The organism is Chroococcidiopsis sp. TS-821, assembly GCF_002939305.1.
Classification (GTDB): domain Bacteria; phylum Cyanobacteriota; class Cyanobacteriia; order Cyanobacteriales; family Chroococcidiopsidaceae; genus Chroogloeocystis.
Genome location: NZ_MVDI01000001.1, coordinates 167,787 through 186,907, shown reverse-complemented (window position 1 = coordinate 186,907; position 19,121 = coordinate 167,787). Strand labels below are relative to the sequence as shown.

General features: G+C 43.7%; 19 protein-coding genes and 2 pseudogenes. 3 read left to right on the top strand and 18 right to left on the bottom strand.

What is annotated here, in order from left to right:
- The first annotated feature begins 16 nt into the window (after positions 1 to 16).
- Positions 17 to 2,791 (top strand): bifunctional acetate--CoA ligase family protein/GNAT family N-acetyltransferase, encoded by a 2,775-nt coding sequence (locus B1A85_RS00875; RefSeq protein ID WP_104545058.1) that lies wholly within the window; start codon positions 17 to 19, stop codon positions 2,789 to 2,791.
- Positions 2,792 to 2,907: 116 nt separating this feature from the next.
- Here B1A85_RS00875 and B1A85_RS25875 read toward each other — a convergent pair.
- From B1A85_RS25875 to B1A85_RS00865, 3 genes and pseudogenes are all read right to left on the bottom strand, one after another.
- Positions 2,908 to 3,012, bottom strand: a pseudogene (locus B1A85_RS25875) (toxin-antitoxin system HicB family antitoxin); the annotation flags it as partial.
- Positions 3,004 to 3,399: pseudogene (locus B1A85_RS00870) on the bottom strand (putative toxin-antitoxin system toxin component, PIN family); the annotation flags it as partial. The pseudogenes B1A85_RS25875 and B1A85_RS00870, both read right to left, overlap by 9 nt.
- 370 nt (positions 3,400 to 3,769) lie before the next feature.
- On the bottom strand, positions 3,770 to 4,696 hold the full coding sequence (locus B1A85_RS00865; RefSeq protein ID WP_104545057.1) for a GIY-YIG nuclease family protein: 927 nt from the start codon (positions 4,694 to 4,696) through the stop codon (positions 3,770 to 3,772).
- A gap of 1,036 nt (positions 4,697 to 5,732) precedes the next feature.
- Here B1A85_RS00865 and B1A85_RS00855 point away from each other — a divergent pair.
- Positions 5,733 to 5,942: a molybdopterin-binding protein gene (locus tag B1A85_RS00855; protein ID WP_104545055.1), complete on the top strand. Its 210-nt coding sequence runs from the start codon at positions 5,733 to 5,735 to the stop codon at positions 5,940 to 5,942.
- Here the strand turns inward: B1A85_RS00855 and B1A85_RS00850 are convergent.
- From B1A85_RS00850 to B1A85_RS00800, 11 genes are all read right to left on the bottom strand, one after another.
- A complete protein-coding gene (locus B1A85_RS00850; protein ID WP_104545054.1) occupies positions 5,916 to 6,530 on the bottom strand; it encodes a class I SAM-dependent methyltransferase in 615 nt (204 codons plus the stop codon). The two genes, B1A85_RS00855 and B1A85_RS00850, sit on opposite strands and share 27 nt — an antisense overlap.
- Positions 6,531 to 6,620: 90 nt before the next feature.
- Entirely contained in the window at positions 6,621 to 6,917 is a 297-nt protein-coding gene (gene fdxB / locus B1A85_RS00845; protein ID WP_104545053.1) for a ferredoxin III, nif-specific, read from the bottom strand.
- A gap of 18 nt (positions 6,918 to 6,935) precedes the next feature.
- On the bottom strand, positions 6,936 to 7,187 hold the full coding sequence (locus B1A85_RS00840; RefSeq protein ID WP_104545052.1) for a FeoA family protein: 252 nt from the start codon (positions 7,185 to 7,187) through the stop codon (positions 6,936 to 6,938).
- Between the two features lie 82 nt (positions 7,188 to 7,269).
- Positions 7,270 to 7,569: a ferredoxin FdxH gene (gene fdxH / locus B1A85_RS00835; protein WP_104546260.1), complete on the bottom strand. Its 300-nt coding sequence runs from the start codon at positions 7,567 to 7,569 to the stop codon at positions 7,270 to 7,272.
- 17 nt (positions 7,570 to 7,586) lie between these two features.
- Positions 7,587 to 7,952, bottom strand: coding sequence for an iron-sulfur cluster assembly accessory protein (locus B1A85_RS00830; RefSeq protein WP_104545051.1), 366 nt, complete (start codon positions 7,950 to 7,952; stop codon positions 7,587 to 7,589).
- 130 nt (positions 7,953 to 8,082) lie between these two features.
- Positions 8,083 to 8,871 (bottom strand): HesA/MoeB/ThiF family protein, encoded by a 789-nt coding sequence (locus B1A85_RS00825; protein WP_104545050.1) that lies wholly within the window; start codon positions 8,869 to 8,871, stop codon positions 8,083 to 8,085.
- A gap of 9 nt (positions 8,872 to 8,880) precedes the next feature.
- On the bottom strand, positions 8,881 to 9,198 hold the full coding sequence (gene nifW / locus B1A85_RS00820) for a nitrogenase-stabilizing/protective protein NifW (RefSeq protein ID WP_104545049.1): 318 nt from the start codon (positions 9,196 to 9,198) through the stop codon (positions 8,881 to 8,883).
- Positions 9,195 to 9,428 carry a CCE_0567 family metalloprotein gene (locus tag B1A85_RS00815; RefSeq protein WP_104545048.1) on the bottom strand — a complete coding sequence of 78 codons (234 nt, stop codon included), beginning with the start codon at positions 9,426 to 9,428 and terminating at the stop codon, positions 9,195 to 9,197. Before B1A85_RS00815 ends, nifW begins: the two co-directional genes overlap by 4 nt.
- A gap of 38 nt (positions 9,429 to 9,466) precedes the next feature.
- Positions 9,467 to 9,931: a NifX-associated nitrogen fixation protein gene (locus B1A85_RS00810; protein ID WP_104545047.1), complete on the bottom strand. Its 465-nt coding sequence runs from the start codon at positions 9,929 to 9,931 to the stop codon at positions 9,467 to 9,469.
- Complete coding sequence (nifX, locus tag B1A85_RS00805; RefSeq protein ID WP_104545046.1) at positions 9,928 to 10,332, bottom strand: nitrogen fixation protein NifX; 405 nt, start codon at positions 10,330 to 10,332, stop codon at positions 9,928 to 9,930. The genes B1A85_RS00810 and nifX overlap by 4 nt, the downstream gene beginning before the upstream one ends.
- 271 nt (positions 10,333 to 10,603) lie before the next feature.
- Complete coding sequence (locus tag B1A85_RS00800; RefSeq protein WP_104545045.1) at positions 10,604 to 13,342, bottom strand: bifunctional nitrogenase iron-molybdenum cofactor biosynthesis protein NifEN; 2,739 nt, start codon at positions 13,340 to 13,342, stop codon at positions 10,604 to 10,606.
- A gap of 72 nt (positions 13,343 to 13,414) precedes the next feature.
- Here B1A85_RS00800 and B1A85_RS00795 point away from each other — a divergent pair, with 72 nt between their 5' ends.
- Positions 13,415 to 13,801 carry a four helix bundle protein gene (locus B1A85_RS00795; protein WP_104545044.1) on the top strand — a complete coding sequence of 129 codons (387 nt, stop codon included), beginning with the start codon at positions 13,415 to 13,417 and terminating at the stop codon, positions 13,799 to 13,801.
- Between the two features lie 64 nt (positions 13,802 to 13,865).
- On the opposite strand, the gene nifK is transcribed toward B1A85_RS00795, so the two are convergent.
- The 4 genes from nifK to nifU all read right to left on the bottom strand — a co-directional run bounded on the left by nifK (position 13,866) and on the right by nifU (position 19,108).
- Positions 13,866 to 15,404, bottom strand: coding sequence for a nitrogenase molybdenum-iron protein subunit beta (gene nifK, locus B1A85_RS00790; RefSeq protein WP_104545043.1), 1,539 nt, complete (start codon positions 15,402 to 15,404; stop codon positions 13,866 to 13,868).
- 162 nt (positions 15,405 to 15,566) lie between these two features.
- Positions 15,567 to 17,042, bottom strand: coding sequence for a nitrogenase molybdenum-iron protein alpha chain (gene nifD, locus B1A85_RS00785; RefSeq protein ID WP_104545042.1), 1,476 nt, complete (start codon positions 17,040 to 17,042; stop codon positions 15,567 to 15,569).
- Positions 17,043 to 17,185: 143 nt separating this feature from the next.
- A complete protein-coding gene (gene nifH / locus B1A85_RS00780; protein WP_371681628.1) occupies positions 17,186 to 18,064 on the bottom strand; it encodes a nitrogenase iron protein in 879 nt (292 codons plus the stop codon).
- Positions 18,065 to 18,226: 162 nt separating this feature from the next.
- Positions 18,227 to 19,108 (bottom strand): Fe-S cluster assembly protein NifU, encoded by an 882-nt coding sequence (gene nifU, locus B1A85_RS00775; protein ID WP_104545040.1) that lies wholly within the window; start codon positions 19,106 to 19,108, stop codon positions 18,227 to 18,229.
- Between the last annotated feature and the right edge of the window lie 13 nt (positions 19,109 to 19,121).

Here is a 19,121-nt window from a genome sequence, read left to right as displayed (position 1 = left end):
TATTTAGTGAAACATTATGCAAAAATTTATGTCATCCACGATCGCAGTAGGTACGGATCTTAGGCAACGCCATCCTCTTGATGCCATCTTTGCACCAAAAACCGTTGCTGTCATCGGTGCGACGGAAAAACCAGACAGCGTTGGACGAACGGTTTTATGGAACTTAATTAGCAATCCCTTCGGAGGAACAGTATTCCCAGTTAATCCCAAACGAGCTAGCGTTCTGGGAATTAAAGCTTATCCTCATATCGCCGCCGTTCCCGAACCTGTCGACCTTGCTATTGTTGTCACTCCTGCGGCAACTGTACCTGGTATCATTCGTGAATGTGCAGCGACGGGAGTTAAAGGTGCAATTATCATCTCCGCTGGGTTCAAAGAAACGGGTGCAACAGGAATTGAACTCGAACAGCAAATTTTAGCAGCACAAGCATCATCAGGGATGCGCATTATAGGTCCTAACTGCTTGGGTGTGATGAGTCCCATAACCGGATTAAATGCTACTTTTGCCCCACACGCGGCGCTTCCTGGTAGTGTAGGATTCATCAGCCAAAGTGGTGCTTTATGTACATCCATTCTTGATTGGAGTCGTCGCGAAAATGTCGGGTTTAGCGCTTTCATTTCGATTGGTTCGATGCTGGATGTGAATTGGGGCGACCTAATTGATTACCTCGGTGACGACCCTCACACTAAAAGTATTGTGATTTACATGGAATCGATTGGCGATGCGCGTTCTTTCCTCTCAGCAGCAAGAGAAGTCGCGTTGACTAAACCCATTATCGTGATTAAAGCAGGTCGAACAACCGCAGCAGCTCAAGCAGCAGCCTCGCACACTGGTGCTTTAAGTAGTAGTGACGAAGTTTTTGATGCAGCATTCCGTCGTTGTGGTGTCTTGCGCGTTAATAGCATCGATGATTTATTCAGCATGGCAGAAGTTCTTGCCAAACAACCACGTCCCAAAGGAAAACGACTGACAATTCTCACCAATGCTGGCGGTCCTGGCGTGATCGCCACTGATGCTTTAATTACCCAAGGTGGCGAACTTGCAGAACTCGCACCAGACACGATCGCCGCACTCGATCGAATACTACCACCGCAATGGAGCCATCATAACCCCATTGATATCTTAGGCGATGCTGACCCCGATCGCTATGCCAAAGCCATAGAAATCGCGGCACAAAACCCCAACAGTGATGGATTATTGGTTATCTTAACACCTCAAGCGATGACCGATCCCACGCAAACCGCCGAGCGATTAAAGTCTTATATTGAAAACAATCAGCAGGCGATCGCATCTAAAATTGGAATGCCGATTCTTGCTAGCTGGATGGGCGGTGCAGATGTAGCAACGGGAGAAAAAATTCTCAATTGCGCCCGCGTTTCGACTTTTGCTTTTCCTGATACGGCTGCGCGTGTATTTAACTATATGTGGCAGTACAGCTACAACTTACGCGGATTATACGAAACACCAACCTTACTCACAGGCGATTCAGGAATTTTACACCGCGCTGGTGCGGAAGAGATTATTCATAAAGCACGTCAACAAAATCGGACTATCTTAACAGAATGGGAATCGAAACAACTGCTTGCTACTTACGGTATCCCAACGGTAGAAACTTATGTCGCAACCACCGTAGAAGAAGCTGTTAGTCTTGCAGAGGCGATCGCGTATCCTGTTGTACTTAAGTTATTTAGTGAGACGATTACGCACAAAACTGATGTCGGTGGCGTGCAGTTAAATTTACAAAATGCAGACGCGGTACGAGTTGCTTATCAAAAGATTCAATCATCTGTGCGAGAAAAAGTCGGTATTGAGCATTTTATGGGCGTTACCGTTCAACCCATGATTACCCTTGATGGTTACGAACTCATCATTGGTAGCAGCATCGACCCGCAATTTGGTCCAGTATTACTATTTGGTACTGGCGGACAACTTGTCGAAGTCTTTCAAGATCGAGCGCTAGCATTACCACCGCTGAATAGCACTTTAGCACGGCGGATGATGGAACAAACGCAAATTTATCGAGCACTCCAAGGCGTACGCGGTCTTCCAAGTGTTGATTTAGCTGGTTTAGAGCAACTTTTAGTTCGCTTTAGTCAACTCGTAATAGAACAGCGTTGGATCAAAGAAATTGACATTAACCCGTTGTTAGCTAAGCCAGGACAAAATAATGGTTTAATCGCCCTTGATGCGCGAGTAGTTCTACACGAACCAACAATCGCAGAAGACAAACTACCAAAACTCGCGATTCGCCCTTATCCGACGCAATACGTTTCAACTTGGCAACTTAGAGATGGAACAAACGTTACCATCCGCCCGATTCGTCCAGAAGATGAACCGTTGATGATTCAGTTTCATCAATCACTTTCCGAAGAAAGCGTTTACTTACGCTATGCTCACGTGACAAAGTTAAGTTATCGCACTTCGCACGAACGATTAACGCGCATTTGCTTTATCGACTACGATCGCGAAATTGCTTTAGTCGCCGAATACGAAGATCCGCAAACACAAGTCCGACAAATTATCGGCGTGGGACGATTAAGTAAACTACACCAATCGAACGAAGCCGAGTTTGCTTTAGTCGTAAGCGATCGCTACCAAAATCAAGGATTAGGTACGCATTTACTGCAACAGTTATTACAAATTGGTCGAGATGAAAAACTTAGCCGCATGACTGCTGATATTCTCCCCGACAATCTAGCAATGCAGCATTTGTGTAAAAAACTCGGTTTGCACGTCTTTCGCGACTCGCAAGCAGCAATGATCAAAGCAGAAATTGAACTTCTTGGTTAAATTGTTACCCCGATCGTAAACTTAAGAGATTAATTATCTGTTGGTCTTCAAAGTACTGCAAGGTTTAAAATGTACATTTCTCTACCTAGCTATTTGTGTAACTGATTTCACTACCATAGCTCGAAAGTCGAGAGTTCTTCGACTAGCTTGTTAACACTAATATTTCTTCTTTTTGCCAATTCTTTTAATCGTTCGTGTTTCTCGTCAGGTAAGCGAATCATCTCTTCAGGTTTGAGAATTGACAATTCGGGAAAAGAAAGTTCTGCTTGCTTAAAGTCCTGAGTATTGTGAGTAACAATAATGCTTGCATTACCAGCAATCAAATTAGGTCGCCACAAGTAGTAAATGTGCATCCACTCACAGATATTCATAAATGAAGCCAAAAGCATTTCTATTTCTTCAACTGATAAAGGACACAAGCGTAGAATCTCATCTCTACTCGTAACTTGTTCGTACTCAGCAAATAACGCATTGCCCATTAATGGTTGATACTTCAATAACAAGCATTGCCTTAAAAGCTCTCGGCTTGCTCCTTGCGAACTAATCAACGCGCTAATAAACACGCTTGTATCGACCACTACGTCCCATAAAAAATAGTAATAGCATATGTGCTATCAATTAAACCTAGATATGCGAAAAAGTTCCTTGAGTTATGGCAACTGTAAGTTGGCGCGATCGCCTTTCAACTAAGTTGTGAGTAATAGACAAGTATCTCGCGACTCACTATCAATCAACCGAAATTGATCTAGGAACGCGAATTCTGGTGGATTTAGCAGCGGAATGGGCATTTAAACTATAAAAAATCAATATCAATCAGTGTTTCAAAATTGAGTTGTTTGCTAATGATGCGACAGCCTCAGAGAAAGACACTAGGTAAACAGTTATACTTAGTTAATAAATACACTTATTTAGTAACCGAATTAGATACTTTAGATGCCACTATCAAGGACGTAACAACCAGGAAATAACACAAAAGACTCACCAAATAATTTTCTCATCCAGAGCGAAGTCAGCAGGTAAAGGCTGCAAGTTGGTACAAACGTTACGAAGATAATCTTGTGCTGATTGATTCTCGTCTGTTTGTAGGGTTTGCACAACTGCCTCTAGGTAACTCTTGTGAGACAACTTCCTCATTTTTACACTGGCAATTTGGCACTCTATAAGATGGGGATAAACTTGCTCAAATAAATGACTCCCTAGAGTAAAAAACTCTACAAATTCAAAAACTACTTGTCTAGCATCGAATTGCCATATTGGTCCGTGCAGCCAAGCATAACGCGCTGCACCAGGAATTTTCCAAACCTCTTGATCCTGAATGTAAAAGCGCCTTTTGGTTTTATGAGTAGAACTGTTGTATAAGATCTCACCCATATTTTGTTGACAGACAATGACGATATAGCAAAGATTGTCAGCAGTATAAGTACCCGCAACAAAACCACGAAACAAATGCCAAGGGGGTCTTGGTATGGTATTTCCTTGTAGGTCGGTTGTGAACTTGCAAGAAGGGAAAAGTGGGCTATTTGCTAGCTTCAGTAAGCGTTGCAGTTCGCTAAGACGCGGACTCTTTTTCGGCAGATACTTTTTAACCTTGCCATTGTTGAGTAATGGTTTAAGTACTTCAATGTACTGACGCTCTAAACTATCTAGTTCTGTAACTGGAGCTAAAACATAACTGATGATAATCTTATCTAATCCTTTCCTAGCAAGCTGCTTATAGCGATGATGTCCGTTTCCCGCCCAACGATTCTGTAAGTTTGTCGCTTTACCAATATAAAGTAAGTAATTGCGTTCGTTAGTGACAAAATAAATGCCAGGAGCACTAGGAAGCAAAGCGCGTTGGCGTAACGTATATTGTCCTGCTAAAACTCTTAAAGCAAGAATATCGTCAAAACTATTTATTACCATTAATTTAGTATTAAATAATACTGTTGAAATACTTTTGTACTGAGCTGGGAGATATTTCCTAACTGCTCGAATATAACCATCCACTAGACTGAGTTACTTTTTGAACGCACTCAGTAACTGTTGCTGTAACCGTCACAGGTAGCAGCCTTTACTAATGGGAAACACTGTCACCTTCTTGCACAGAAACTTGTTTTGCGTACAGTCTTACTGTGAAAGTCTCGATTAGCCTGTCCTGCCTGTCATTATCTATTTGAGCTAGTTCACCACTGATAAGCTTAGCCAACTCTATTGGAAGTCCCCGCATTTGAAGTAGTGCTGCAAAGGTGTTGTAGTGCTGAGCGTTGTATGACATTGTTTTTAGGTTTGAAGATAAAATGCTGTGTAAAAATTATAACCTATGGTTTTCGTACAATCCACATGAATTACTTCTTGCTATCACGTCTTAGCTAGTTGAGTATAAATCTTAACGGCTGTAAGAGCGATCGCGTTTGTCCCAATCTGGGTTTGGGTTCAAAAGTAACTCAGAAACCTGTAAAACTAATTCATACCAGTTTCATCACAAGCGGCTAAAGCTTCAAATACTTAATGCACAAAAATTCAACAGTTGCGCGTGACTTTCAAGTCAGTTGAATTGATAAAACCGATATCCGTCAAAATTCACAACAATGCTTCAAACAATCACGCATCGGTATCAATGTTGACGATATCTATAAGGGTAAATCTTTGATAATTCGTAATGAACTAGGGCAGGGATCAGAGTTAAATGCTATATAAAGCAATGGTTGGTGTTATGTGCAAAAGTTTCATTGTACATCAAAATTAACTGTAAGGGATCTAGAAAGACGTCCTAGAGAAAGGGACACTCTTAGATGTTTTCCCATTTTTTAAATCTTTCGTTTTCTGAAAAAGAATTGTATTTCAAAATTGAAATTACTAAACAATTCTTAATTTTTAAAAAGTATCTTGATTAACACTTAGAAAAATATTTTTGTGCAATGATTTAAATACTAAAAAAGTAACAAATAAGGATTAAAGTATGAAAATTAGCGCGCGTAATACTCTAAAAGCAACTGTGAAAAAAATTGTACCAGGAGTTGTTAATACTGAAGTGACGTTAGAAATTGCACCTGGAGTAGAAGTTGTTGCAGTTATTACAAAATCCTCGGCTGAAAATCTAGGACTTGCAGAAGGTAAAGAAGCTTACGCAGTTGTGAAATCATCAGATGTCATGGTTGCTGTTGATTGATTCTTTGCAAGCAACAATGTGAAAGATATGCCAGTACTTCTGTTCGCCTAAAGCTGTTGTCCCAGGGTGTTCTTCTTCTTGCAGTACTTCAACAGTAAATGGTTGCAATAATTCTTCGACTTGCGATCGCGTGTGATGACTCATATTTGGATACGTCGCCCACGAATCGCGATCGCCAAAAAGTTGACCGCAAAATCGCCCCCCGACTCGTAACGCTGCAACAATCTTATTCCACAACTCAGAAAAATGCTCTGGCGGACAGAAGGGTAGACAAAAGCTAGCATTAACTAAATCCACCGTTGGTAATACCAAGTTTTCAAAGCGCATCACGCGAGTTTCTAGGCGATTGAAATCGATATTCGGGCGACTTTGGAGGCGGGCGATCGCTTCAGCTTCACCATCAATTCCAAGAACCCGCCAACCTCGCTTTAGTAGTTCTACTGTATCTCTTCCATCTCCACAACCTAAGTCTATTGCAAATTGAGGGACTTCAAACTTTGCTAGCGCCATCAATAGCGTTTCACGCGGCGGACGCCCTTCTACTGCTTGATAGTAGTCAGACCACTTGCGTTCAAAAATCTGGTTCATTAGTTGTTTATAGGGCTGAACAATTCAAGCTTAGTGACTAAAGTCGCAGCTAATCAAACGATACGACATGAATTGTAATGGTTTTCCAGTTTAGTTTTGTTCAAACGGGCTATGAGTGTAACAATTTTTGGGACAAACTCTAGCGCAAGCTTGACAACCAATACAGTATTCTGGATGGATAATTGACATAACTTTACGCTCGATTTCTTCTGCTTCCTCATCTTCGACAAACTCCCCATCTTCATTGAGTGCTTGCAGTAGTAGTACATTACGACCACACGCCTTAAAGCATCTACCACAGCCAATGCATTTATCTTGGTTAATGTCTTGCACAAACTGGGGTGTCCAAACATTACCCCCTAAAGTTAAACCAGTTAGCGTTGCCATAGTGTTATCCTCGATCGACTAATTGCACAAACGAACATAAATTGCGTTAGCGGTTTTTTGGCAAAGATTCCAGCGATCGCCACTCAGTACGATGGTGTAAACAGGCGATCGCTGTTCTAGAGTCACAGTTGCGCCACACACAACGCCCATTGCATGGAGGTTTTGTACTGTAGTTGCATCTACGCTCTCGATTCTCGTCACTACGCCGCGTTCTCCAGGTTGGAGTAAACTGAGAGAAGAGCCAAACACCGTAAACTTTTCTATAAACATTGCAACCGCAACCTTTACAAGTAATTCCTAATTCCTCTCCCTCTGCACCTGAAGCTTCCTCTGCCCCGCTACACTTTTACTATTAAACTAAATAAGCCTCCTGATGCGTGCGAATCGTACAATCAGAACGGGGATAAGCGACACAAAGAAGTACAAAGCCTTTAGCAACTTGATCCTCATCCAGAAATACTTGATCCGATTGATCGATGTCACCTTCAACAACTTTACCGACGCAACTCGAACAAGAACCAGAATGACAGGAAAAAGGTAAATCGAGTCCTTCGTTTTCTGCTGCATCAAGAATCGTGGTATTTTCGTCAACAGGAATTGTGACGTCAAGCGATCGCTTTTTATTAATTAAATGAACTTGATAAGTTGTCATTGTCATATCCTCTAAAATCAGCTACAAGGTACGCCAGCAGGAGTGCAATCACCTGCTTGAAACGATTTCCCACAGCCACAAGTATCAGTAGCATTAGGATTGCTAAACTTAAAGCCACTCTCCAGCAAGCCATCGACAAAATCGATTACAACACCTTCGAGTAATGGGGCGCTTTGCGCGTCGATGTAAATCTGTAACTTTCCTTGCTGCATCACAATGTCATCTGCCTGCGGCGCACTGGTAATATTTAAGGAATACTGGTAGCCACTGCAACCACCATCATTAACCGCAACACGAATACCCCATTGACTAGCATCTTTGCTAGAAGCTTGAAGAAAGGTACGAAGCCGAAATTCTGCTGCTTCGGTTAAGGTTAAAGTCATAAGATCTCCTTTTTGGGAACTTTATTAAGCCCTGGTGTAATACTGTTTCACTTTGAAGTTGCTACAAATCGGTAGCAGAGGGGCTTCAGGAGAAATTAGTAGTTCTTACTCAGTAAAATCGTGTAAATATCTAATGAGTAGCGATCGCAACACGATCTACTGGTAACGAGGTAGAATAATGCGAACCACCACAAACTGGACAATTAGGATCGCGATAAGAACGACGTTTTGCAAACATCAGTTGGTTCAAATCCATCGTCAATAGTTGCGATAAAAGCGGCTGACTAAATCCAGTAATCAGCTTAATAGCTTCTAACGCCGTCAGACACCCCAGCGTACCAGAAACCGCACCTAGTACCGAAAAGCCACGTCGATCCCATTCTGGTTTTTCGGGAAATAGGCAAGATAAACATGGTGTCACGCCAGGGATAATTGTCGTTAGGTAAGCTTCCATTCCATCCATTGCGGCTTCTACCATTGGTTTATGCCAACGCACGCAAGCTGCATTCAACAAGTCACGTTCCAAAAAGTTGTGCGCGCAGTCGAGAGCAATATCCGCAGATTGAACTAACAAGTCTGCATTATCAGAAGTAACATAATCAAATACAGCGTCAACTTCAACATCAGGGTTGATACTCTGTAGCGTTTCTTTCGCTTTAAATACGCGCGGCTTACCCACCCAATCGTCACTCATCAGAATCTGTCGATTCATATCATCTCGCCGCAACTCACCACCACGAACCAGAATCAGCCGCCCCACACCAGCTACCGCTAAATACAGCGCTGCTGTACCGCCTAATCCTCCTACACCTGTCACGAGTACTGTTGCTGATTTGAGTTGCTGCTGCGCCTCCTCACCAAAACCAGGGAGCATAATTTGGCGACGGTAGCGTTCTAATTCGATCGCTGTGAGTACCATTGTTTTCTCCTAATTTGTCGCAATTTCTGTTAACATGACAATGTTTTTAGGCTTCTCGTTAAATACTTTGAACAACTTTTGTTCGAGAGGTGTTGACTTGAGGAAAACTTCATAAGCTTGTTCGAGGGCTTGACGATACAAACTCAGTTTTTCTGTTTGATTCAGTTCTGGATTATTTGCATCAATTTCACGAATATATTGCGAAAATAACTTCAAAATATGGAGGCGATTTACTTGCACAACTCGAGCATCATAAGGTAGTCGAAAAAACTCAAAATACTCTTCTGTATTGACAAGTGAATTAAACGTATCAACATCCCATTTCATCGTCTTTTCTCCCAATCTTTTAACTGAGACTTTAGCTCGTGTAACTGACGATAAATTTCATATGTTTGGGCTGCTAACGTCGTCAGTTTTTGGTAATCTTTGGGCAAACCTTCAGCTAAATCGTGAAGATCCATCTTCATTTGTCCAGCTTTACTATTAAGTCGCTTGATTTGCAGTTTGAGCTCTTCAATCGTTTGCTCAGTAAGCTCAGTTTCTGTTGCTTGTACCATAAACGAGTAGATAGTAGTTAGCGATCAGTGAAAATTGGTTATGCTTTAGCAACTTCAGTGTATTTCTGTGCTAATTCAATGCCTTTTTGGGTCATCTTTTCTCCCTCAGCTAACAGTTTTTCTAAGGAATCAAAGCCAAAACGTTGAGCATCGCGTAAAGTTCTCGCAACGAGTAACAGACGACCAGAAAAAATCAGCGCCCAGCCAAAACCTTCATGACTCAGGTCAATTACAACTTGCGAAATTAAGCCTGTTTCTTGCTCAATTTGGGCAGCGATCGCCCGATAAAACGACATAATTCGAGCTTTTGTAACAGGATCGACATCGCCCTCGACAGAAATTTTGCGTTTAGCTTCTTTACTGACAACATAAGGTTTGAGCATCAATTCATTCGACCAATTGCGATAAAATCCATACGAATCTTGAGCGCGAATTTGTCTGATTAACTCTTGCAAAAATGGAGAGTTGAGAGTTTCTTTAGAATTAATAGTTTCCGTGCTCATACAGTTACTTCCTCTTCTAAAAAGTTTGATGATTTTTGTTGCAAAGCTTTTCTTAACCAAGGCGGAGGACTACCTTTCAATGTTTGAACTAATCTTTCCAAAACATCAGTAATTTCGTCATCCTCAGACCTTGCCTTAATTGGTGTAATGCGTTTTTTAATTAATCGAGCTGCTGCACTTCCACCAATAGCTGATACATAAACAATCGTACAATCAGCTAATGCTTCAATTTTTGGTACTAATTTATCTTCATTACCATCTTCTTTCAGATCGCCATCAAATCGCAGAGTTTTGACAAACTTATATTCATCCGGCGATACTTCATAAATATCAATCTTTCTCGCCCAACCAAAATGAGCATTAATATGAACTTGGTCATTTGTTGTGAAGGCAATCTTCATAATTATCCTCCAGTAAATAAGTAATTGGTAATTGGTAACTGGTAATTGGTAATTGGTAATTGCTCCTCTGCTTCCTCTGCTCCTCTACTCCCTTGCTTCTTCTGCTTCCTCTACCCCTCTGCCCCTCTGCTTCTTCTGCTTCCTCTACCCCTCTGCCCCTCTGCTTCCTCTGCTTCCTCTACCCCTCTGCCCCTCTGCTTCCTCTGCTTCCTCTGCTTCCTCTGCTTCCTCTGCCCCTCTACTCCCCTGCTTCCTCTGCACCTCTGCACCTCTACTCCCTTGCTTCTTCTACTTCCAAAAACAAGTTGCCGATATCAAACAACAGTTGCATAGTTCCTCGATAGCCGACAGTACAACGCTGTCCGTTACCTAATCGATCAAAGATAGGAAAACCAAGGCGATAGAAAGGAGTATGCAAACGATGGGCGATCGCTTTTCCATGAGAATTCGCAATCAACAAGTCAGAACCGACTGCAAGTTGCTCAAAATCTTCCAAATCGCCAACTGTGACGCTTTCAACAGGAAGTTGCTCTAAAAGCGGTGATTTTGTCGTTGTCACAGCCGCGTGAATTTCAGCACCCATCGACTGCAAAAACCAAGATATCGACCACAGTAAATCGGGTTCAAGGGCTAACGATACTCGCTTGCGCCCGAAGTAAAAGTGAGTATCAAGCATCGCATCTTGCAGCTGGCGGCGTTGGTGACAGTACTTTTCTGGTACTGAATTACCACTGAGATCGATTAATCCTTGCAAAAAGTCATCGACTGCGGCTAATCCTGTTAGTTGCCCAAACACCTCATAAGGTATGCCAAACTGTTTTTGCAAGCTTTCTGCTGCACCACGCATGCTTTCACCGAGTGCAAGGGTAAACACCGAACTACCCATTTGTCGTAGTTCTGCCAAAGTTGTTCCACCACCTGTCACTGCACTGTAAGAATCATCCAAGTGACCGTCAAGTGAGGTAGATAAATCCGGTACAACAATCGGCTTTAGTCCAAACGCAGACACGATCTCTTTAATCTCGTGTATATCCCCTGGAGTAAACGCCGAACTCGCTAAAACGTTGATTTGGTCTAACTTAATTTCTCCAGGCTGCGGCAACTCTTTAACAATACTTTCAATCGCGGCGGCAAAACCATCTTGCAATGCACCTTTAAAATCAGGCGTAGCCGCAAAGACAATTGGTAAATCGTATAATTCAGGGTGACGGTTGCGGATACTTCTGAGGATACCCTCCATATCATCACCTCTAGTTTCTGTAAGTCCAGTCGTACACAAACCAAGAATTTCTGGCTTTGATTTCTCCATTAGCGTAAGAATTGCTTGTTCAATGTTGTCCTCACCACCCAAGATTGTGCTCACTTCAGTCATTGCTGTAGTTGATAGGGGAATCGCTTCGCGAAAATGCCGCACTAACATCACTTTGGCGAAAGCAGTACACCCTTGAGAACCATGAAACAGCGGCATCACGCCTTTTAATCCTAGAAATGCTAGGGCTGCACCCAAAGGTTGGCTTTGTTTTAAAGGGTTAACCGCAACTGATTTTTTAGAATTTTGGACTTTGGATTGGTAGTTGGTAACAGGTAATTGGTCATTGCTCCCCTGCCCCTCTGCGCCTCTGCTCCCCTGCTCCTCTGCTTCCTCTTCCCAAGGTGCAGATTTACGTATTTGTGCCCAAACAGGGCTATAAAGGGCTTCATCGAGTTCTCGTGCCATTTCAATCATGCCTACATATCCGGCGTAAGGATGGTGGCGTTCTTGATTGATATCTAAAAACGGGATACGAGCTTTGAGTGCGGTGTATTGATTGCGACCGCCAGCGATTAACATATCGGCTTTGGTGTGGGCGATCGTCCGCAGAAGTTCTTGGGCATTGCCTTTTTCAAGCATGATGCCATCTTTACCGAGTAACTCTTTAATGCGGGCTTTGTCTTCCTCGGTGCTTTTTTTCGTGCTAGTGGCGACGACTTCCATCCCCAAGTCTTTAGCCGCAGAAATAATTGACCAACTTTTCACGCCTCCGGTATAAAGGACAACACGCTTACCTTTGAGTCGAGCGCGATAGGGAGCTAAAGCAATATCTAAAGCTGCGGTTTCTTCAGCAATTAATTGTTCTACTCGCGAATTAATCGTAGCATCGCCCAGTTTTGCTGCAATATTTCGCAAACAGCGATTCATATCATCTACGCCATAGAAAGATTCTTCGATATACGGAATGCCGTAATTTTCCTCCATCTTTCTTGCCACATTAATTAGGGCTTTGGAGCAGATCATCACATTCAGCTTGGCGCGGTGAGCATAGCAAACTTCGTTGTATTTGGCATCACCTGTAATCTTGGCAAGAACGCGAATCCCGACTTTTTCGAGTAAGGGTAAAACTCCCCACAATTCTCCGGCGATGTTGTACTCGCCAATTAGGTTGATGTCATAAGGAGTTGTATATTCCGGTTCAGCGCTGCCAATAACATATTCGAGTAAAGCTTCCCCACCCACGCGATTGCCCAGATTTTTACTGCCAATAAACCCTGGAGAATTGACAGGAATCACAGGTATACCTGTTTTCTGAGCAGCGGCTTCACAGACTGCGTTTAAATCATCGCCAATCAAGGCTGTAACGCAGGTAGAGTACACAAACACTGCCGCAGGTTGATAGCGTCGCTGCACTTCTAAAATGGCATTGTACAGCTTTTTCTCGCCGCCGAAAATGATATCGTTCTCACTCAAGTCAGTCGTAAAACCCATTTTGTAGAGCTGAGAACCAGACGAGAGACTACCACGACTTCCCCAAGAGTTTCCCGCACAAGCGATCGGTCCGTGGACTAAATGCGCTGCATCAGTAATCGGGACAAGAGCGATCGATGCTCCATCAAAAGCACAACCTCCTTGAGCCGCCCCTGGCTGTGCTTGTTGTTGACAAGACTTATTTTTCTTTTGCCCGTGCTTGTGGTGATTGTGCTCGCAACCTGGCTCGCTGAGCAGTTCGTTAATTTTGCCTTGGGTGATTTTCATGACTCGACGGGTGATATTGTGTAGTGTTGGAAACTCAGGTGAAGTCAGCAGAGGGGCAGAGGGGCAGAGGGGATGGAGAAGGAGCCAATTAAAAGCCATAAAGACTTGAAGGTTTATCAAATGGCATTCGATGCTGCCATGCAAATCTTTGAATTTTCTAAAAAGTTTCCCGTTGAAGAGCGTTATTCATTAACCGATCAGATTCGTCGTTCGTCACGCTCTGTTTGTGCAAATCTCGCAGAGGCTTGGAGAAAGCGTCGCTATGAAGCAGCATTTGTCGCTAAACTCAATGATTGTGAGGCTGAAGCAGCAGAAACTCAAACTTGGATTGAATTTGCTGTTAAGTGCAACTATCTAAACATTGAATCAGGTAGAGAAATATATGGAATCTACAACCAAATTTTAGGTGGTTTAGTAAGTATGATTGCTAACCCTTCGCCTTGGTTAATGAAACGCTAATATTATCTCCTCTGCACCTGAAGCTTCCTCTGCGCCCTCTGCGCCCTCTGCCCCTCTACTATATCTACCGAATCAAGTCGTACGAAATATCTGTCTTCGCTGGAACAATTGTGTTGCGATCGAGTTCGTCAAGCAGCGTGTTGACAATCCAGTTGAGGAGATTGATTGCACCTTGATAGCCAAATGTCGCGTAACGATGCAAGTGATGGCGGTCAAAAATTGGATAGCCGATGCGTACGAGGGGAGTGTGCGTGTCGCGCCACAAGTACTTACCGTATGAGTTACCGATGAGCAAGTCTACAGGTTCGGTAAACAGAAGCGATCGCATATGCCACAAATCCCTACCACCCCAAATCTTGGCAGTACTACCAAAGGGACTCGCATCTAAAATCGCCTGCAACTCTTGCTCAAATATCTCATTACTGTTCGTTACAACTATATGTACAGGTTCCGCGCCAACTTCGAGTAAGAATTGCACCAGTCCAATTACTAGATCGGGATCGCCATACAGTGCGACGCGCTTGCCATGCAACCATGCTTGTGAATCTGTGAATGCATCCACCGCCCGTCCGCGTTCGTCTTCGAGTTCTTTAGGAATCGGCTGTCCGGTGAGTTCTGAGAGTTTCATCAAAAACTCATCTGTACCTCGGATACCGACAGGGCGACAGACAAAGGTTTTTTGTTTCCACTCTGCTGCAATATACTCCCGTGTCTTGGTCGTAGAGTAGGCTTGAAAGGCGATCGTTGCTTCAGCGTTAATTGAATCAGCTGCATCTTCTAAAGTTGTCCCGCCCTGATACATCCGAAACTCACCATCATTAGGCGAATCGAGGTAATCAGAGTTATCTGCAAGTAGCGTGTAATTCACACCCATCAACGAGGCTAACCGCTTTACTTCCCGCAAGTTGCCAATATAAGTTTCAAAACCAGGGATAAAATTAATCTTGCCGTTGGTTGTTGCTTGCTTCTTGCCTTCAGTCAAATTCGATAGAATCCCCTTCATCATATTGTCGTAGCCCGTAATATGCGAGCCGACAAAGCTAGGAGTATGGGCGTATGGTACAGGAAAATCTTCAGGCACCGAACCTTTCTCTTTAGATGTCTTGATAAAAGCACCCAAATCATCACCAATAACCTCCGCCATGCAAGTAGTACATAGCGCAATCATTTTGGGCTTGTAGAGGTTGTAGCTATTCGCCAAGCCATCGATCATGTTATTGAGTCCGCCAAACACTGCTGCATCCTCAGTCATCGAAGAAGAAACCGCCGAGAATGGTTCTTTAAAATGACGGGTAAAGTGCGTGCGGAAGTAAGCAACGCAGCCTTGCGAACCGTGAACAAAAGGCAAAGTCCCTTCAAACCCAACAGCAGCAAGAATTGCACCCAAAGGTTGACAAGCCTTAGCAGGATTAACCGTTAAAGCTTCACGGGCAAAATTCTTTTCGCGGTACTCCCAAGTTTTCGTCCACTCAGCAATGCGAGCAACCTCTTCGGGGCTATGCCCGCCTTCAAACTCTTTCTTCGCCTGAAATAACTCTTGATACTCGTCTTGATGGAATAGCGTCGCGTGGTCTTGAATATTGTCTACGTTATTTTGAGCCATGACTGTTCTCCAATATTAAAAGTTGAGAATAAGGAATTAGAGATCAATACTTTTCAGTTAGGAGCAGATCGAGTTTTCAAATGATAGGGGCTTCAGGAGAAGATTACTTTTAATTTCTCCTCTGCTCCCTCTGCACCTCTGCTCCCCTGCCCCCTCTGCTTTCTAGCTCTTCTTCCACGGTGCGCCAATTAAACTCCAAGTAGGGCTATTCAGTGCTAAATCCATATCTCTAGCAAAGATGGCAAAACCGTCATAGCCGTGGTAAGGACCAGAGTAATCCCAGGAGTGCATCTGACGGAAAGGCAATGCCATTTTCTGGAAGACGTATTTTTCTTTGATCCCAGAAGCAATCAAATCCGGCTTTAATTCTTTCACAAACTGCTCAAATTCATAAGCAGAAACGTCATCATAAATCAACGTACCGTTTTCGATGTAGTGAGTAGTACGCTTGTAGTCATCATTGTGACCAAATTCATAGCCTGTACTGACCAACTTCATACCCAAATCGTGGAAAGCAGGAACAACGTGGCGCGGACGCAAACCACCAACCATGAGGGCTACAGTTTTACCTTCTAAGCGCGGGCGATATTTTTCAATAACGGCATCGCATTGTGCCTGATATTTGGCAATAACTGCTTCTGCCTTTTGTTGAATTGTTTCGTCAAATCTAGATGCAATCTCCCGTAAGGATTCAGCAATCTTCGTTGGACCAAAGAAGTTATACTCCAACCAAGGAATACCATATGCTTCTTCCATATGGCGGCTGATGTAGTTCATCGAGCGATAGCAGTGAACTAAATTCAGCTTCACGGTCGGAGTCAGCATCATCTCGTTGAGAGTACCGTCTCCAGACCATTGAGCAACTACGCGCAAGCCAATTTCTTCTAATAAGATGCGGCTAGACCAAGCATCACCGCCAATGTTGTAGTCTCCAATAATTGCGACATCGTAAGGTGAGCCTTCAATACCCAATTCTTTTTTCTTCTTGTCAGCTTGCGGAAAAACCCAGTCACGGATCGAGTCATTAGCGATGTGGTGTCCGAGCGATTGCGACACACCTCGAAAGCCTTCGCAGCGTACAGGTACAACAGTTTTACCAATTTCTTTTGTTGCTTTCTTGGCCACGGCTTCAATATCATCACCGATTAAACCAATAGGACATTCAGACTGAATCGAAATGCCTCGGTTGAGTGGAAAGAGTTCTTCGAGTTCGGCAATCAGCTTGGCGAGTTTTTTATCACCGCCAAAAACGATATCGCGTTCTTGGAAGTCGGAAGTAAACTGCATTGTCCCGAAGGTGTCAATTCCTGTCGTACCAATGTAGTAGTTGCGACGACCAGACCACGAGTAATAACCGCAACCTACAGGACCGTGACTAATGTGGATCATGTCTTTAATCGGACCCCAGACCACACCCTTAGAACCTGCATAGGCACAGCCACGAGTCGTCATGGAACCAGGAACGGACTTAATATTTGATTTAACGCCGCAGTCAGATTTGCCTTCTTCGTAGACGTTGAGGTGTTTTTCCCGTTTTTTCTTCGCTTTGTCTGGGTAAACTTCTAAGACTTCTTTGATGAGTGCTTTCTTGTCAACAGTGGTCGTTGTTTGTTCTAAAGTGTCTTCTGGAGGTGTCATATTCTGCCTCTCTTTGTTAAGAATGGGGAATCGGAGGAAAAGAGCAGAGGAAGCAAGGGAGCAGAGGGGCTTCAGGAGCGAATAATTCAAAACTAACCACTAGTCACTAGCTACTCTCTGACTCACCCCTCACCCCTGTTGAATTACACAACGGCAACTTCTTCCGCTGTCTTGCCGATGAGATGTTCGTATTCTTTGTCGTCGCCGAGGATACCGAATTCAACGAGTAGCTCTTCTAATTCGTCCATTGAAATTGGGGTAGGAATCGTGAGCTTTTCGTTTTCCTTGATTTTCTTGGCAAGGGCGCGATACTCGTCGGCTTGACTGCAGTTCGGTGCATACTCAATGACGGTCATGCGGCGGAGTTCTGCGTGTTGCACGACGTTGTCGCGTGGTACGAAGTGAATCATCTGGGTGTTGAGCTTCTCTGCTAATGCCTCGATCAATTCGACTTCGCGGTCAACTTTACGGCTATTGCAAATTAGCCCTCCCAAGCGTACGCCACCCGAGTGAGCATACTTGAGAATGCCTCGTGCAATATTATTGGCAGCATACATCGCCATCATTTCACCAGAGCATACGATGTAGATTTCTTGAGCTTTACCTTCACGGATGGGCATGGCGAAACCACCGCAAACGACGTCACCTAATACGTCGTAGGAAACAAAGTCAATATCTTCGTAAGCACCATTTTCTTCTAGGAAGTTGATCGCGGTGATGATTCCCCGTCCTGCACAACCTACTCCAGGTTCGGGACCGCCTGACTCAACACACTTGACACCTTTGTAGCCTGTGAGTAGAACTTCTTCTAACTCTAGATCTTCAACTGCACCGCGTTCGGCAGCTAAGTGTAGAATAGTTGTTTGGGCTTTGCTGTGCAGCATCAAGCGGGTGGAGTCAGCTTTGGGGTCGCAGCCTACGATCATGATGCGTTCGCCCATTTCTGCCAAACCGGCAATTGTATTTTGGGAAGTGGTGGATTTACCGATACCACCTTTACCGTAAAATGCAATCTGTCTAATATCGTCACTCATGGTTGTTTCTCCTGAAATTAATGAATCGTTTGGGTGTTATCGATGCGATCGCTCAACAGCAAACTTACGGGTGGCGATCGCTCAACGGCTAATACATGAGGTCGGAAAGAAAAATTATGCATATTGCTTATTACCTGTAGTGCCCAAAGGCTAAACTGCTTCTACTAGCAACTTTTGGCTAACACGTGCTTGCAACTTGGCTTCGATTGCAACTTTGAGCGTTGCTGTACTGCTAGAACACGAACCGCAAGCACCTTGCAATGTCACCTGGACGAGATCGCCTGCTACGTCGTACAATTCAACATCTCCCCCATCAGCAATCAGTAGCGGTCTCACTTCTTCATCTAAAACTTTTTGAATCAAGGCAATTTTCTGTACAGTAGTCAGCGGACGTTGCGATTGTTCCTGCGCTGTTGCAATATTTGTGGCGATGTTTAAGGCAGATTCCTTAGTCACCGCAGCAATTAAGTCATCAATATCTGCAAGACACGAACCGCACCCACCACCCGCCTTTACATAGTTTGTTACTTGTTCAGCAGTTGTGAGGTTGTTTTCTTGAATGACACGGCGAATCTTGGACTCGCTGATTCCAAAGCAACTACAGATTAATGCTCCTTCATCTTCTTCATGCGCGTCTATTGGAATACCTCGGTACTTGAAAATTGCGGCTTCTAGCGCTTCTTGTCCCATGACTGAACAGTGCATCTTGGCTTCTGGTAGTCCGCCAAGGTATTCTGCAATATCTTTATTGGTGACTTTGAGTGCTTCATCTAAAGTCAAACCTTTGATTAACTCAGTTAATGCTGAAGAAGAAGCGATCGCACTCGTGCAACCAAAAGTTTGAAACCGCGCATCTAGAATTTGATCTTTAGCTATGTCTATTTTGAGGTGCAGTCTTAGGGCATCTCCGCAAGCGATACTACCGACTTCACCAAAGACAACTGCGATTCCTGGTTCTTGATTGTCTTCTATCAATCCCTGGTTTTTCGGATTGTAGAAGAGTTCCATGACTTTATCTGTATAGTCCCACATAATACTTCTTAGT

Excerpts from the sequence above, each read along its gene's own strand:
- B1A85_RS00875 (WP_104545058.1), top strand. The coding sequence starts at position 17 with ATGCAAAAATTTATGTCATCCACGATCGCAGTAGGTACGGATCTTAGG.
- B1A85_RS00855 (WP_104545055.1), top strand. The coding sequence starts at position 5,733 with ATGAAAATTAGCGCGCGTAATACTCTAAAAGCAACTGTGAAAAAAATT.
- B1A85_RS00815 (WP_104545048.1), bottom strand. The coding sequence starts at position 9,428 with ATGGTACAAGCAACAGAAACTGAGCTTACTGAGCAAACGATTGAAGAG.
- B1A85_RS00850 (WP_104545054.1), bottom strand. The coding sequence starts at position 6,530 with ATGAACCAGATTTTTGAACGCAAGTGGTCTGACTACTATCAAGCAGTA.
- nifU (WP_104545040.1), bottom strand. The coding sequence starts at position 19,108 with ATGTGGGACTATACAGATAAAGTCATGGAACTCTTCTACAATCCGAAA.
- nifK (WP_104545043.1), bottom strand. The coding sequence starts at position 15,404 with ATGGCTCAAAATAACGTAGACAATATTCAAGACCACGCGACGCTATTC.
- nifD (WP_104545042.1), bottom strand. The coding sequence starts at position 17,042 with ATGACACCTCCAGAAGACACTTTAGAACAAACAACGACCACTGTTGAC.
- nifW (WP_104545049.1), bottom strand. The coding sequence starts at position 9,198 with ATGAAATGGGATGTTGATACGTTTAATTCACTTGTCAATACAGAAGAG.
- B1A85_RS00825 (WP_104545050.1), bottom strand. The coding sequence starts at position 8,871 with ATGGTACTCACAGCGATCGAATTAGAACGCTACCGTCGCCAAATTATG.
- B1A85_RS00830 (WP_104545051.1), bottom strand. The coding sequence starts at position 7,952 with ATGACTTTAACCTTAACCGAAGCAGCAGAATTTCGGCTTCGTACCTTT.
- fdxH (WP_104546260.1), bottom strand. The coding sequence starts at position 7,569 with ATGACAACTTATCAAGTTCATTTAATTAATAAAAAGCGATCGCTTGAC.
- B1A85_RS00865 (WP_104545057.1), bottom strand. The coding sequence starts at position 4,696 with ATGGTAATAAATAGTTTTGACGATATTCTTGCTTTAAGAGTTTTAGCA.
- B1A85_RS00810 (WP_104545047.1), bottom strand. The coding sequence starts at position 9,931 with ATGAGCACGGAAACTATTAATTCTAAAGAAACTCTCAACTCTCCATTT.
- fdxB (WP_104545053.1), bottom strand. The coding sequence starts at position 6,917 with ATGGCAACGCTAACTGGTTTAACTTTAGGGGGTAATGTTTGGACACCC.
- B1A85_RS00795 (WP_104545044.1), top strand. The coding sequence starts at position 13,415 with ATGGAGAAGGAGCCAATTAAAAGCCATAAAGACTTGAAGGTTTATCAA.
- B1A85_RS00800 (WP_104545045.1), bottom strand. The coding sequence starts at position 13,342 with ATGAAAATCACCCAAGGCAAAATTAACGAACTGCTCAGCGAGCCAGGT.
- B1A85_RS00840 (WP_104545052.1), bottom strand. The coding sequence starts at position 7,187 with ATGTTTATAGAAAAGTTTACGGTGTTTGGCTCTTCTCTCAGTTTACTC.
- nifX (WP_104545046.1), bottom strand. The coding sequence starts at position 10,332 with ATGAAGATTGCCTTCACAACAAATGACCAAGTTCATATTAATGCTCAT.